Origin of the sequence: Peribacillus frigoritolerans (assembly GCF_001636405.1) — a bacterium.
GTDB lineage: Bacteria > Bacillota > Bacilli > Bacillales > DSM-1321 > Peribacillus > Peribacillus frigoritolerans.
On sequence record NZ_KV440950.1, the window covers coordinates 2,467,623 to 2,482,982 of the forward strand.

Annotated in this window: 16 protein-coding genes; 14 read left to right on the forward strand and 2 right to left on the reverse strand. The window is 40.3% G+C overall.

Going from position 1 to position 15,360, the window contains the following annotated elements:
* Positions 1-25 precede the first annotated feature (25 nt).
* The gene (locus A6755_RS12050) at positions 26-316 is read left to right on the forward strand and encodes an SAV0927 family protein (RefSeq protein ID WP_034307765.1); all 291 of its coding nucleotides are present in this window, start codon (positions 26-28) and stop codon (positions 314-316) included.
* A gap of 17 nt (positions 317-333) precedes the next feature.
* Positions 334-582, forward strand: coding sequence for a biotin/lipoyl attachment domain-containing protein (locus A6755_RS12055; RefSeq protein WP_034307763.1), 249 nt, complete (start codon positions 334-336; stop codon positions 580-582).
* 302 nt (positions 583-884) lie between these two features.
* On the opposite strand, the gene A6755_RS12060 is transcribed toward A6755_RS12055, so the two are convergent.
* Positions 885-1,625, reverse strand: coding sequence for an IclR family transcriptional regulator (locus A6755_RS12060; RefSeq protein ID WP_063590770.1), 741 nt, complete (start codon positions 1,623-1,625; stop codon positions 885-887).
* A gap of 175 nt (positions 1,626-1,800) precedes the next feature.
* Between A6755_RS12060 and A6755_RS12065 the strand changes: the two genes are divergently transcribed.
* From A6755_RS12065 to A6755_RS12115, 12 genes are all read left to right on the forward strand, one after another.
* A complete protein-coding gene (locus A6755_RS12065; protein ID WP_034307759.1) occupies positions 1,801-2,679 on the forward strand; it encodes a dimethylarginine dimethylaminohydrolase family protein in 879 nt (292 codons plus the stop codon).
* Positions 2,676-4,292 (forward strand): M20/M25/M40 family metallo-hydrolase, encoded by a 1,617-nt coding sequence (locus tag A6755_RS12070; protein WP_063590771.1) that lies wholly within the window; start codon positions 2,676-2,678, stop codon positions 4,290-4,292. Before A6755_RS12065 ends, A6755_RS12070 begins: the two co-directional genes overlap by 4 nt.
* A gap of 166 nt (positions 4,293-4,458) precedes the next feature.
* Entirely contained in the window at positions 4,459-5,802 is a 1,344-nt protein-coding gene (locus A6755_RS12075; RefSeq protein WP_241635501.1) for a YfcC family protein, read from the forward strand.
* Positions 5,803-5,850: 48 nt separating this feature from the next.
* The gene (locus A6755_RS12080; protein WP_134402129.1) at positions 5,851-7,056 is read left to right on the forward strand and encodes an amidohydrolase; all 1,206 of its coding nucleotides are present in this window, start codon (positions 5,851-5,853) and stop codon (positions 7,054-7,056) included.
* Positions 7,057-7,223: 167 nt separating this feature from the next.
* Entirely contained in the window at positions 7,224-7,985 is a 762-nt protein-coding gene (locus A6755_RS12085) for a dimethylarginine dimethylaminohydrolase family protein (protein WP_034307753.1), read from the forward strand.
* A gap of 51 nt (positions 7,986-8,036) precedes the next feature.
* Complete coding sequence (locus A6755_RS12090; protein WP_063590774.1) at positions 8,037-9,452, forward strand: amino acid permease; 1,416 nt, start codon at positions 8,037-8,039, stop codon at positions 9,450-9,452.
* 174 nt (positions 9,453-9,626) lie between these two features.
* The gene (locus tag A6755_RS28240) at positions 9,627-9,908 is read left to right on the forward strand and encodes an SRPBCC family protein (protein ID WP_377307302.1); all 282 of its coding nucleotides are present in this window, start codon (positions 9,627-9,629) and stop codon (positions 9,906-9,908) included.
* Positions 9,833-10,159: an SRPBCC domain-containing protein gene (locus tag A6755_RS28245; RefSeq protein WP_377307303.1), complete on the forward strand. Its 327-nt coding sequence runs from the start codon at positions 9,833-9,835 to the stop codon at positions 10,157-10,159. The genes A6755_RS28240 and A6755_RS28245 overlap by 76 nt, the downstream gene beginning before the upstream one ends.
* A gap of 153 nt (positions 10,160-10,312) precedes the next feature.
* Positions 10,313-10,651 (forward strand): VOC family protein, encoded by a 339-nt coding sequence (locus tag A6755_RS12100; RefSeq protein ID WP_034307748.1) that lies wholly within the window; start codon positions 10,313-10,315, stop codon positions 10,649-10,651.
* Positions 10,645-10,824: a hypothetical protein gene (locus tag A6755_RS12105; protein WP_063590775.1), complete on the forward strand. Its 180-nt coding sequence runs from the start codon at positions 10,645-10,647 to the stop codon at positions 10,822-10,824. Before A6755_RS12100 ends, A6755_RS12105 begins: the two co-directional genes overlap by 7 nt.
* 432 nt (positions 10,825-11,256) lie before the next feature.
* Positions 11,257-12,393: a YibE/F family protein gene (locus A6755_RS12110; RefSeq protein ID WP_377307304.1), complete on the forward strand. Its 1,137-nt coding sequence runs from the start codon at positions 11,257-11,259 to the stop codon at positions 12,391-12,393.
* Positions 12,393-13,169 carry a YibE/F family protein gene (locus tag A6755_RS12115; RefSeq protein WP_034307746.1) on the forward strand — a complete coding sequence of 259 codons (777 nt, stop codon included), beginning with the start codon at positions 12,393-12,395 and terminating at the stop codon, positions 13,167-13,169. Before A6755_RS12110 ends, A6755_RS12115 begins: the two co-directional genes overlap by 1 nt.
* 296 nt (positions 13,170-13,465) lie before the next feature.
* On the opposite strand, the gene A6755_RS12120 is transcribed toward A6755_RS12115, so the two are convergent.
* Positions 13,466-15,298, reverse strand: a complete 1,833-nt coding sequence (locus A6755_RS12120; RefSeq protein ID WP_063590776.1) for a sigma 54-interacting transcriptional regulator — start codon at positions 15,296-15,298, stop codon at positions 13,466-13,468.
* Positions 15,299-15,360: the final 62 nt, after the last annotated feature.

The following is a 15,360-nucleotide window of genomic DNA, read 5'->3' on the forward strand; positions in this document are numbered from 1 at the left end:
GGTTTACAAGAAAGGAGGCAATCCGTTGAATTTTGATATTCTTTCCGAAAATAAAGAAAACCAGGCTATTCATCATTATTGCTTATTGTCACAAGATTATAGATATGATGTAACCATTGTATATTCGGCCCAGTTTTTCGGTAAAGCAATGGTGACTTCCATGCAAAGCGGAAGAATGATCCTGCTTTGTGCCAATGATATTAATTTGGATCAGTACTGGGCTCCGACTCTTGGCATTGAACAAGAAGATATATCTGAGTTCCAAAACTTTCTAAGGTTAGTTTTACAAACCCCATTTCATTTTGAAGAATACTGAAGGAAGGAATGATGTAAATGTACGTTGATGTGATTCTTAGCCCTTGTGATGGCAGGGTTGAAAAAATTTCAATATCCAAAAATTCCAGATTTTACGAATGGGATCAATTATTTCAGATTAAGAAGGCAGATGGAAGTGTGGAAATCATTGATATTGGTGTCAGCGGGAAAATAGAAACTTTGGAGGTATTGGAAGGCGAACCAGTGGTGGCCGGCGAGGTACTCGCCTATTTTAAAGAAGATTTATTTGTGACCGGCAGCGATTAATATAAAACGAAAGGCTGTTTTCGCATACTTTATTGCTATTTATGAAGTAGTGCAGTGTGGTTGATTTCCCCTCCAGATGCTCGCTTTCCGCGGGGCGGGCGGTGAGCCTCCTCGGCGAAAACGCCTGTGGGGTCTCACCTGTCCCGCAGCTCCCGCAGGAGTCTCGCACTTCCGCTCCAATCAACCTAAAATAGTTTCGTTTTAAAAACAACAATCTTTACGAAAAGAGCCAAACAAAAAGAAGATGAGATGATTCATCTTCTTTTTGTTTTATCCGATAATCCTCCACTTCTCTCTTATTTTCATGGTCCCCTATACCCCAATTTTGCAGAAACCCGATTCCCAGTTTCCATCACATTCTTAATGAGGAAATCGAGTCTTTCATCTGTCAGGTTAAAACTGACAAAACCAATGCTCACCGCACCGTGAACCTCACCAAAATGGTTCAATATCGGTACGGCAACAGAACATGTTCCCTCTGTTCTTTCACTGTGACTGATCCCATGTCCCTTCGTTTTAGTCTCTTGCAATATATCCCAAAAAGCTGCTCTTTCTTGAGCTGGCAGAAGAGCATCTACGATTTTTTTCGTTTGATTATATGGCATATAGGCGAGCATCGCTTTATTGGCAGCCCCGATATGCATAGGTACACGTGAGCCAAGCTGGTCATAAACCCGGATTTGGCTCTTTTCACTGTCGATCCTTTCGATAACGAGTGATTCCATCCCGATTGGTTGGCTTAGATAGACGCTTTCCTCCACTTTGTTCATCAGCCTTTCGAGTTCAGGCCTTATTTGACTAATGTAATCCATTTTGTCATACATGCGCAAACCATATTCGAGCCAAATATTCCCCAAACCATATTGTTTGGATTGTCCGTCCTGTTGAATTAATCCATGCAAGGACATTGCCTTTAACAAACGATGCATGGAGCTGACAGGAAGATCACATTCTTGGGAAAGTTCCGTAATTGACAGCCAGTTTTCCGAAGAATTGGATACCAGCACCTTTATAACGTTCATGGCGCGGTCAATTGATTGCATATAAAAACCACCTATCTTTCCATACAAGTTAAATAAAAAGTTAATTTATTTGAAAATTTAAAACATATTGACATTATACCAAATCTAAATTTATAATAAAAGAAAAATTCCTATTGGCGGAAACGTTTTCCGCTATGCGGAAAAGGAGGGGGAGGCAGTGACATTTTGTTCGTCTATGTACAAACCATTGGAACGTGTCATTGTAAAACATCCGAAAGAAGCTTTTATTAGTCAAGAGCATTTAAGCCAAACATGGGAGAACTTCAACTTTTTGGAAGAGCCAGATTTCAACGAAGCGCTAACAGAGTATGGTGACTTTATATCCATTTTGGAGAAATATGTCCCAAACATCGATTATTTGCCAGCATCTTCGGTAGTTGGCATTGACTCCTTATATGCGCATGATCCAGTAAAATTCACTAGCCAAGGGGCCATTATTTTAAAGTCGGGGAAAAAATCGAGGCAGCCTGAAGCGACTGTATACAAGGAATACTGTAAGGAAAAGAACATCCCGATCATTGGGTATTTAACGGGTGATGCGGTCGCGGATGGCGGTGATATCGTTTGGCTTGATGATAAGACCTTGGTTGTCGGGCATGGTTATCGTACAAACGCTGAAGCCATTCGGCAATTAAAGGAAATGACCGCACATCTTGTGGATGAATTCATCGTAGTTCAGCTTCCGCATGATCAAGGAGAGGCAGAGTGTCTCCATCTCATGTCTTTCATCAGCATGGTCGACCATGATTTAGCGGTAGTTCATTCCCGCCTTATGCCTGTCTTTTTCAGAAAACTGCTTATTGAGCGAGGCATTCAGCTTATCGAAGTGCCGATTGATGAGTACTTGAACTTGGGTTGTAATGTGCTTGCCATTGCTCCGCGGGTTTGCGTGATACCTTCTGGCAACGCTTACACGAAGCAAAAGTTAATTGATGCGGGAGCGACAGTTTATGAGTACAAAGGAACTGAAATCAGTTTCAAGGGCACTGGAGGTCCTACCTGTTTAACCTGCCCGGTGGTGCGTACAAATATTGATGAAGGGGGATTGAAATGAGTCAATTACTATGGGATACTCCAGAAACGCTCCGTGCTTTGTTGTGTGAACTTGTTAGCTGGGAAAGCCGGACTCTTACACCAGGGGAGCGAACGTTCCCTTATAAGGTGCAAGAGAAATTAAGGGAGCTTGATTATTTTAAAAGGAACCCGGCACACTTATCGCTTCACGAGGCAGATTTAGGAAGGAATTTTGTGAATGCCTTTTATAAACATCCCGATAGCAGGGAGACCGTAGTATTAATTAGCCATTTTGATACGGTTCATACTGAAGAATACGGTGACCTTGAGACTCTTGCATTTCAACCAGAGGAGCTCACGAAAAAACTTCACGATAGGAAAGATGATCTGCCTGAAGAAGCGCGCATTGATCTGGAATCAGGAAGGTACTTGTTTGGTAGAGGAACGATGGATATGAAAATGGGGCTTGCCCTTCATATGGCTATCATCGAAAAGGCAAGCATCGAACAATGGCCGATCAATCTCCTGCTGTTAACGGTTCCGGATGAGGAAGTGAATTCTGCGGGAATGAGGGCTGCAGTTAAAGAACTTGTGGCTTTACGGGATAAATATGACCTTTCCTATAAAATGTTTTTTAATAGTGAACCGTCCTTTTCACAGAAACCGGGTGATAATAATCATTATATTTATTCCGGAACTTTGGGGAAAATCATGCCCGCTGCCCTTTTTTATGGGAAAGAAACTCATGTAGGTGAGCCATTAAAGGGCATAACCGCTAACTATATAGCCTCGTTTCTCACGCAGCTCATGGAGTGGAACACTCTTTTTCTGGAAAGTGACCTTGGCGAGGAAACACCTTTACCCGTATCGCTTCAGCAAAAAGATCTAAAACTACAATATTCAACACAGACACCTTATCGGGCAGCCGCGCTTTATAATGTGTTCATCATGAAAAGAACAGCTGCAGAAATAATGGATTTATTCGAGCAGGTTGCGAACGAAGCAGCGATGAAATGCAATGAATCTTATAAAGAACTTTGTCTGCGTGAACAAATTGAAGGTGTAGGCGAAGTACAAGTATTGCGCTACGAAAAGTTACTTTCATATGCCGAGGGCAAATTTGGCGGGAGTTTTGTTCAGCAAATAAAGAGTGAAGTTAAAGGAAACAAGGATTTGGATGAACGGGAAAAATCAGTGCGGATCGCTGAAAAATTGATGATACAATGTCATGAGCTTTCACCCGCCATTGTATTGCTGTTCGCACCGCCATATTATCCAGCCGTCAATTCGTCCGATGATCCGCTTATCATCGAATCTGTGAAATTAATGAAGGAAACTGCCAGAAAGTTTGATGAAGAAGTCAGACAAATTCATTATTTTAATGGCCTTTGCGATTTAAGCTATGTTCAATATACTGATGACTCTGACGGCTGGACGGCTTTTGAAAAAAATACACCAGTCTGGGGCGATACTTACAGCATTCCTTTTGCCGATATGAAAAAACTTCAGGCACCCGTACTTAATGTGGGGCCATTCGGCAAGGATGCCCATCAGCGTACTGAGCGCCTTCACATCGATAGCGCCTTTGTCCATACGCCCGTTTTGCTTGAGAAGTTAATAAAGAGTATGTTTAAGTGTTTGGTTGAGAAGTGATGGTCCGACAGGAAAACTGGATTAATAGCATTAAACTTTAACTGGGGGTATTAAGATGAATGACCTGCCTAATGGTCCAATCACTTCCAAGCCGCTTGATCAGAATAATAAGCCACTTAACCAACTAACGGAGTTGCCGGAAAAAGGGATAAATCCTTTTGTATTAATGTTTATCGTAATTGTGATAGTGACGGTTCTAACCTATATCTTACCAGCAGGCCAATATGAAAGAATTGAAAAGGATGGCCGAAGTGTAGTCGATCCCACTTCTTTTGAATTCGTAGAATCAACACCTGTGGGATTATTGGAAATGTTCAGCAGTATTCATGCAGGGATGATTGAAGGAGCGTCAATTATCTTGTTCGTCTTTTTGTTTGGCGGAGCACTGGGAATCATGCAGGCAACAGGAGCACTGGATTCTTTCATTAAGTTTGTGGCTATCCGATTCGGAACAAAAGAAAAATTGCTTATTCCGTTGATGGTATTAATCTTCGCATCATTAGGGACACTGATCGGCTCTGCTGAAGATGCATTAGTTTATATCGCCATCATTGTTCCGATGACGATCGCATTAGGCTTTGATGCACTTACTGGTTTTGCGATCGTCATCCTTGGAACATTGGCGACTGGATTCATTTCGGGCATTACGAACCCATTTAATGTTGGAGTTGCCCAAAGCATTGCAGAATTGCCCATGTATTCGGGAATGGGATTGCGAATCGCTCTTCTTGCAGTTTTTTATGTCGTTACAGTATTGTACATCTATTTTCATGCAATGAAGGTTAAAAGGAACCCTGAACTGGGGGAGTATGGGAAATTCAGGCGTGAAGAACATGGACAACTTGATAAAAACTTTAGGATGAGCAAAAGACATAGCGCTGCTTTAATTATTTTATTGGTGAATTTCATCCTATTAGTCTATGGAGTTATTAAATTAGGATGGTATATAAGTGAAATTGGCGGCTTGTTTTTATTAAGCGGGATCATAATGGGCCTAATCGGAGGCTTGACTCCGTCCAAGATGGCTAATGGTTTTATTTCAGGAGCAGGCGATATGGTTTCCGGGGCATTGATAATAGGTGTTGCTCAGACAATCTTGGTCATCATTACAAGTGGCGGATTGCTTGATACCATTTTATATTATGCTGCAGGATTGGTTGAGCAGCTTCCTCCCGCCATAAATGCAATCGGAATGTTCATTGTCCAATTATTCCTTAACTTCATTGTTCCTTCAGGAAGCGGACAAGCAGCATTGACGATGCCGATCATGGCTCCATTAGCGGATTTAATGGGTGTGACAAGACAAACGGCAGTTTTAGCTTTCCAATTAGGGGATGGGATTTCGAATATGATATTTCCGACTTCTGGAGTGCTATTGGCTGGACTGGCAGTGGCCGGCATATCATTTACGAAATGGGTGAAATGGGTATTTCCCTATCTTTTGATACAGGTTGCCGTAGCAATTATCTTTTTGATCATTGCTCAAAGCATAAAGTATGGCCCTTTTTAAAGATCTGAAATATCCGAATATTCGAACTAATTGATCTAGGAGGCGTTTATGATGAAGACAATACAGGAGACAGTTGTGGATGAAGTGATTTCATGGAGACGTCATTTTCATGAAAATCCGGAGCTCTCGTATCAGGAGCACCAGACTTCCGAATTCATTTTTAGGAAATTAAAAACCTTTACAGGATTAGATGTGACAAGACCTACCGAAACGAGTGTTTTAGCGGTTCTCAAAGGAGCAAAAAAATCACCCCGAAAATCGAATACCATTTCTTTTCGTGCAGATATTGATGCACTCCCGATTGAAGAGGAAGCAGATATTGAATATAAATCAAAAAACCCTGGGGTTATGCATGCATGCGGACATGATGCACATGCTGCGATGTTATTAGGTGCTGCAAAAGTCCTCTCCGGGAAAATAGACGAGATTAATGGAGAAATCAGGTTTATTTTCCAACATGCCGAAGAGGTTCTGCCAGGAGGAGCTCAGGAATTGGTGAAAAAAGGGGTCATGGAAGGAGTTGATTATGCATTTGCATTGCATGTTACTCCTTATGAACGAACAGGAACCATATGTTTAAGGGAAGGGGTATTCTGTGCAGCAGCCGATGATTTTGAAATTAAAATCATTGGGCAGGGCGGTCATGCGTCGACTCCGGAATTAACGGTAGATCCGCTTATCATTGGTGCAGAAATTACGACGAATATTCAACATATCGTTTCCAGAAAAATTTCAGCTCTTAGGACACCTGTCATTTCAGTCACCCAATTCCATTCCGGAAGTGCGCTCAATGTCATACCTGAATATGCAGAAATCGGCGGCACCATTCGTTCCTTGGACGCTGATAGCCGAGTGAAAGCAAGGGAGTATCTAGAGCAAATCGTTAAGGGGGTTTCAGAAGCGCATGGGGCAAAATGTGAAGTCACTTGGTATTTAGGGTATCCAGCGGTGGTGAATGATAAAGCTGCCGTTGATATTTCAAGAACGGTCATGGAAGGTATTTTTGAGGAAAATAATATCATCCAGGTTGATGATCCCATGTTTGGGACAGAAGATTTTTCGGCTTTTTCCGAAATCGTTCCCTCTTCCATGCAATTTCTAGGCGTCCATGATAATGAGTTTGGAAAAGCTTATCCTTTGCACCATCCTAAATTTAAAGTCGATGAGAAGGCTTTAGGGTATGGAGTAAGATATTTTGTAGGAATAGCGGATAAATTATGCGGTCATCAAAATAATCGAGAAAGCATGGACTAAGAAGAGATACCCCTTATATTTAGAAAGGCTTTCGGTTGTCTCTTCTCTCGCTTTTGTCATAGTTAAGCAACTGCTTGAACAGCAAAAAGGTCAAAAAGGGATTTCATTTCAAAAAGGTGAATTTCCCACATTTTAAAAAATAAGCAACCTATTTAGGAGGAATATATATGTTTAATCACGCGATTGTAAGAAAGATTGGAAAAAGTTTTGTAAATGGCTTAACAACATCCGATTTAGGAAACCCGAATTATGAAAAAGCGCTTGTACAACACGAGGCTTATGTAGAAGCATTAAAACAATGCGGTGTGAAAGTGACCGTTCTCGAATCGGATGAGAGGTATCCTGATTCCACGTTTGTAGAAGATACCGCGGTTTTGACGCCAAAATGTGCCCTTGTAACCAATCCTGGAGCAGAAAGCCGGAATGGCGAGATTAATGAAATGAAAGAAGTTTTAAAGGACTTTTATGACACAATCGAATATATTCAATCTCCAGGTATGTTAGATGGCGGGGATGTAATGCAAGTTGAGGATCACTTCTATGTTGGCCTTTCAACCAGAACGAATGAAGCAGGTGCTCTGCAGTTCAAAGACATCATGGGTAAGTATGGGTATGGCACGACCATCATTCCCCTTAAGAAATTCTTTCATTTAAAAACGGGTGTCAATTATCTGGGAGACAATAATTTATTAGTGGCAGGGGAATTCATTAATCATGAGGCTTTTTCTAGCTTTAATCAAATCATCGTAAAAGAGGAAGAAGAATATTCCGGTAACTGCGTCAGAATGAACGACTGCGTTATTGTCCCGAAAGGGTTTGAGGGTACAAAGAAAAAGATTGAAGAATTGGGATACACAGTGATTGAAGTGGAAATGACTGAATTTCAAAAACAAGATGGCGGTCTTAGTTGTCTCTCATTGAGGTTCTAAGATGGTTTGGGAGAAGGCATAGGCTAATAGATAAGATAAGGACGTGATTATATGGGGTATGGACTGGAGAATAATGATCAGCTGCAACGCTCAATGAAAAGACGCCATTTATTTATGCTTTCACTTGGCGGCGTAATTGGTACAGGCCTTTTTTTAAATGCTGGCTATACAATTAACCAAGCGGGGGCAGGAGGAGCCCTGATCGGTTATCTAGCAGGCGGTCTTATTTTGTATATGGTCATGGTCTGCCTTGGCGAGCTAGCCGTTCATATGCCGGTTACAGGATCATTCCAAAAATATGCTGCCGAATATATTGGGCCTTCCGCTGGTTTCTCTCTTGGATGGATGTATTTCGTAGGTTCAGCCGCAACTGCAGGAGTTGAATTTACGGCAGCGGGAATATTGATGAAACAATGGTTCCCCCATAGTCCTACCTGGATTTGGTGTGCTTTGTTCATAGTGCTTTTATTTACATTGAATGCATTAACGACAAGAGGTTTTGCAGAGGCGGAATATTGGTTCGCTGGAATAAAAATCGTTGCAGTGATTTTGTTTATCTTGATTGGAATCGCTGGTATCTTTGGTTTTGTCTCTTTATCTGATCGTCCAACCCCATTCTTCGAGAACTTGGCACCTTCTGGTCTTTTTCCAGCTGGCGGCATTACGATTATCTTTGTGACAATGATGAATGTTATATTTTCTTATCAAGGCTCGGAACTTATAGGAATTGCGGCAGGTGAAAGTGAAAAACCTGAAGAAAACATTCCTAAAGCCATTCGAAACGTACTATTTAGAATCATTGTTTTTTACATTTCATCCATTATCATCCTTTCCGCCATATTCCCTTCTTCGGAATTAGGCTTATTGGAAAGTCCTTTTGTAACTTTGATGAAGATAGCGGGGATACCTTATGCAGCAGGTATCATGAATTTCATTATATTAACAGCCATTCTTTCAGTGGGGAATTCATGTCTTTATGCATCTACAAGGTTGCTTTGGTCGATGGCCCATGATGGGATGGCACCAAAAGTGTTTGGTCTATTGTCCAAAAGGAAAGTACCCTTGAATGCCCTTCTTTTTACGATATGCTTTTCGCTTCTCTCGTTATTGACGAGCTTCATTGCGGCGGATACTGTGTTCGTGATACTAATGTCCATAGCGGGTATCTCCGTCACGATTTCATGGATGGGAATTGCTTTATCGCAATATATGTTTAGAAAGAAATTTATTAAAGCGGGTGGCAAAACGGAAGACTTACAATACATAGTACCGTTTTACCCATTCGTCCCGTTGTTTTGTTTAGGCTTTTGTTCGCTGATTCTAGTATTCCTTGCCTTTGACCCTACTCAAAGAGTTGGACTGTTTTATGGAATAGGATTTTTGGTAGCCTGTATATTATTCTATAAATTTAAATTGGCTAAGAAAGCAAAGTCGAACACGAACTTGGAAAATGAAAAAATATTGTAATAGAGTCCCTATATTGATTGCCCGTTCGTATAAAAGGTTAGCCAGTTATTACTGGTTAACCTTTTTTTAATCTTGTAGCTGCGGTCACTTGAATGATTATTCGGGAGGGGAATACTGACATTTTGACGAAATAGAAGGAATATCATATTACGAAAATAGGAAGGAGGAATGGAAATGTCTGATAACAAAGTGACTAATAACATGATAACGAGTATTGAGGGGCGGGATCTCGTCATGGAGCGTATATTTGACGGGCAGCGGGACCTTGTTTTTAAAGCATTTTCAAATTCTGAGCACTTGGCTGGATGGTGGGGACCGAGTGGATGGCAAACGGAAAATCGGGCGTTTAATTTTAAGCTGACGGCGTATGGCATTATTGCATGTGGTGCACAGATGAAAACCAAGGTGAATTTTTTGGCCAAGAATCTTGGGGGAAAGCTGTTTATCAAGAAATAACCGTACCCGGGAAGATTGTCTTAACGGACATGTTTGCAGATGAAGAAGGCAACGCAGCCGAAGGTATGCCAGTTACACTGGTAACGTTGACGTTTGTTGAACACGAGGGTAAGACAAAACTCATCATGCGTTCTCGATTCGCTTCGGTCGAGGGGCTTCAGCAAGTAATGGGAATGGGTATATTCCAAGGATGTGCCTCGCAATTTTACCGCCTCGACGACCTTCTGGATAAGCTTCAGGAGCTGTGGTAAAAAGGTATGGGTCTATTTAACAACTCGTGTCATATGAACTGAACATATGCGATTCTTACTTAAGCAGGATCGCTTTTTTATTATGCAGCTAAGGACAATGAAGCATGTGGAGAGAAGGAAAAGAAAACTATACTATTAAAAATGGGGGAAGTAATGAAAATCAATCACATAAATTTAACAGTTAATGATGTTACAGCTTCACGTGATTTTTTAGAAACATACTTTGGATTGACATGTGCAGGAAGCAGGGGAGAGGGGTTCGCTGCAATGAAAGATGATGATGGTTCCATATTGACTCTGATGAAAGGAAGCAATGTACAATACCCCAAAACTTTTCATGTTGGATTCATTCAAGAAAATGAAGAACAAGTTAACAGGATCAATCAGAGGTTGAAGGAGGATGGATTCAAGGTAAAACCTCCACAACACTTACACAGATATACTTTCTACGTAGAAGCACCCGGAGGATTTAATGTTGAAGTACTGTGTTAAAAGTATATGGAGATGTTTCTAAAGATGAATTAGGTGGAGAAACTGAAAAAGATGGTAGTGATAGTGCTAAAAATGCTGGATTTACACAAAATATTACTGCAATGGAAATGCAAGAATTTGTTCAAAATCAATTGATGGAAAAAATGAAAATACCTACATTCATTGCAATCTAGGGGAATTCAAAGTTGGAGCGATGGAAGTAGTCATGCTCTAGAAATCCACCAAGCATCTCTAGGATACTAGATTTTAAAAAGATCTTCAAAGTATTCTTGAATCATTCGCGATTTTACTAAACGATAATTATACGAATTTAAGGGCAATACTACATAGGAAATTGTAGTATTGCCCTTAGTTTTTCACAACTGATGATATTGACAATGAAGTGAGAAAATCAGGAATGAAGGGGCTTGACAAGTATTTTATGAAATTTAGTTCTTCCCATCCTACCGGGGAGACGTTAAGGCGGTAAATCGGACTTTGTTTTCGCAAACCAAATTCATTCATGATAAGATAAATAAAATCAAATACTAGTAAGGCGGGGTGGAGCCAATCAATTCTGGCTCCTCCCTGCTTTTTTTGCCCACCCGATATCTGGAGGTTTTATTTTGAATGTTATCGTAAATAAATTTAAAAAAATGGGATACAAGCATGTTTCTTTGTACGCCGTCATAGCACTTTGTTTTGTCTTGTCTGTTATCTTTGTTCATCACAATTATTCATTCTATGAACGACCGATAGCCAAAGTCATCAAAACAAATCTGGAAAATACAACTGAATTGAATGATATGTATCAAAATGAAGATCGACTATTTACCCAGAGTATAATAGCCGAAATACAAAATGGAGAAGAAAAAGGAAAGCTAATTCATTTAAAAAATGAATATTCCTCATCCGGAGCTTTTGATCAAGAATATCGAGTTGGAAATGATTTATTTGTTTCGATTGATACGAAGACTAAAGAAAATTCAGAGTTAACTGGAACCATAAAAGACGTAAAACGTGATAAATTTGTGTTGATTGTAGCATGGGTTTTTATCTTGACATTACTTATCGTTGGAAAAAAACAAGGCCTGCTTTCAATTATTAGTTTGGCAGTCAATGCCATACTATTGTCATATGCATTAGATTTTTATTTGAATACATCAAACATTGGTTTGGTTTTGATATGCAGTATAAGCATCATACTATTTACGGTCTTTTCCCTTTTACTCGTTAATGGTTTTAATGAAAAAACATATGCAGCCGTTATTGCGACACTGTTAGGGACATTTTTATCTCTGCTCATCGCTTATCTTGTTATGTGGTTAACTTCCGAAAAGGGCCTTCGATATGAAGAGATGCAATTTATCACTCGTCCTTATAAAATGGTGTTTTTGGCAGGGTTATTTATCGGTTCTTTAGGAGCCGTAATGGATATAGCCATTACCATGTCTTCTTCGATTTTCGGGTTGTATGAAAAGAATAACCACATATCAGTAAAAGCACTTAAAACTTCAGGATTAGAGATTGGAAAAGACATAATGGGAACCATGACAAATATTTTGTTTTTTGCCTATATAAGTGGTTCCATTCCTATGATTATTTTGTATTTGAAAAATGATTCCGCATTGGGTTTTACCCTTTCCATGAACCTCACATTGGAATTGGCCCGTGCCCTAGCTGGTGGTATCGGAATCGTGTTAACTATCCCGATCGGTCTATATGTCTCTATTTTTTTCATTAATCGAAAGAGGGAAAGATAATGAATGTATTAGTGTTGCTAGCGTTTATACTATTTATATTAATGATCTTGATTGGCGGAAAAAAAGGGGCACGTTCATTTTTTGCTTTGTTCCTAAACTTTGGTGTGTTACTTTTCACCATCATTTTTATGACTAATCCATATATTGATCCGTATATCGTGACATTGATTGCATGTACGGTGATTAGTTATATTAATTTATTTTTCATTAACGAAGTGAACAGTACAACAAAAACAGCATTCATTTCTACTATTATCACGATTGTTATTGTACTCTTTTTTATTGTCATTGTGACGGAAAATGCGATGATACAAGGTTTCGGTGAAGAAGAAATAGAAGAGCTTAGCGTCTTTTCCCTTTATATTGGGGTGGATTTTGTTAAAATTGGAGCTTCAGTAATTATTATGAGTACTATTGGCGCGATTATCGATACAGCCATGGCCATTGCATCTCCCATGCGAGAAATGCATCATCACCATCCATCCATTAGCAAGAAGGAATTATTCACATTTGGATTGAGTATTGGGAGGGATATCTTAGGAACATCTACGAATACGCTATTTTTTGCTTTCTTTGGAGGCTATTTGGCATTGCTTATATGGTTTAAAGATTTATCCTATTCTGTTGGGGAAATCGTAAACTCAAAAATATTCAGTGCTGAAATGATCACTATATTTTGTGCTGGAACCGGAGTAGCCCTGATCATTCCTATTACAGCCTTGATTACTGCTTATTTTTTGGTGAAAAAAGGAGAAAATAAAGAGAAAGCTATATAGGTTCATGGCAAAAAGGCTTATGACCACTCATTTGTATAATCGGAGTAAGTCTTTGTTTTTTTGCAAATGATTATCCATATTCGGCGGGATACGCTTAACCGTTTCATTCTTGAGGACGGTTGGTGGAGGAACAAGATGCCATATTGCCTATATAAGCCTACAGCCATTTTAATTTATATATATGGTTTGATAATAACGAAAAAGCTGATTGCAGAAGCCCGTTCAAACCGGCTCCTGTTATCAGCTTTTCTTTTTTACCATGGGCTCCAATTCGATAATGGGACTGCACGCCGAAATCAAACATGTATGTTTAGCTGTTTGCGGAGACGCTGCATTTCTGAATTGAAATAGGCTTTGCTGTAATCACATCCGACAATAGCTACGATATTGCCGTCATCATCGATGATTGGCGCAAAGCTTGTTTTCCACTCACCGTACCTGTCTTCGTATATGGGAGTAACACCCGCTTTACCATTAAACGCCTGGTAAGCGACATTGACCATTTCCGGGGGACCCATATATTCTTCCCCCGGTTCAATTACAAAGCCTTTGTCTGCAACAAGGTGAATCAGACGTCCCTCCTCCGACATGATAAATATAAAGACCCATTCAATTACGCCTTCCTTTTCTTGAATCATGGTAAGTTTTTGTTTTAATTTCTGGGAATAGGAAGTTTGCCGGTTCATATTTTTTTGTAGACTGATAACCTCTTCAGCTGGAATGATAGCTGCGGTAACAACGGCAATGGATCGAAGCCGCTGGTTTATTTGTTCTTCTAAAATGGCCCGTTTATCCACTGGTGAAAAGCTTGCCTCTTCCATTTTATTTCGTAATTTTTTATATTTCCTGCTCATCGTCGGCTGGCTGACTTCCAATACCTTTGCCGCCAGTTTCAATGATTTATATTGTTCCATCGCCATGTTGAGGAGTTGTTCTTCCACAAGGTCAACGGCTTCCTGCAAGGGCATTAGGAAATCGATGACAGGTAGTGAAAGAGGTTTGGGCCCTTTAAATGGAAGCACCTCTTTAACCAAAGCAACATCCACTTCCGGTATTCCGCTAGTAATCACAAGTCTTTCAACTGTATTTTCAAGTTCGCGCACGTTACCGGGCCATTGATAGATGCAAAGCAAGTCGATTGCATCCGGGGTGAACGCTACCTTTCGATTGTACAGTGTATTGTACTTTTGTAAAAAAAACTGAACCAGGTGGGGGATCTCATCCACACGATTTCTTAGCGGCGGAAGATGGATAGGCACGACATGAAGACGATAATATAAGTCTTCTCGGAATTCACCTTTTTTCACCATTTTTTCGAGCGATTTATTTGTTGCGGCAATCACTTGAATGTCAACAGGGTGTGAGGTCGTACTTCCAATTGGTGTGACGACTCGTTCCTGAAGGACACGAAGCAGTTTTACCTGTACGTTAAGCGGTAACTCGCCCACTTCATCCAAAAATAAGATACCTTTATGGGCCAGTGTGAATTTTCCCTTGGCGCCTTCTTTCCGTGCGCTGGTAAAAGCCCCTTCTACATAGCCAAACAGTTCGCTTTCAATCAGGTTTTCCGGAATGGCGCCGCAATTGACAGGTATAAATGGTCCGTTGCTTCTATTACCCATATTATGTATGGCCCTGGCGGCTATTTCCTTTCCTACACCGGATTCCCCCAATAAAAGGACGGTTGCGCTGACATCACAAACCATTTGCATTTTATGCAGAACATCAAGCATCGGTTTACTGCGGATCACAAATGGAAAAGTTGGCTTTTTCGATTCCATTAATGGTCCCGATTGCCCCCTTGATGTATCTGGATATGAGTCTTTAATTTCTTTGTAAGCCCAGACCCATGCCCCGGATTCAATTGGGTATGCCGTCATCAGCAGCTCATGACCCTGCCATGAGGACTGCATGAAAGATCTTTTCTCATTTTTGGCCATTATCTCTTCTGCCAAGCTTGTGGAAAATAAATCTTGTTCAACATCCTTGATGGAACCACCGACATTAGCGGATTTGATTGTATGGAATAAGGTTTTCCCTGTACCGGTCGATTTCATGATGGTGCCATTTTTATCTGTCACAATAAGCTGATCGTAAATAGACAAGAGTGCAGAGGTGAAGTGATCCATTTATGTCTACCTGCCTTTCATTTAACTTCCTAGTTTCATATTACAGAAATTTCACAATTGTT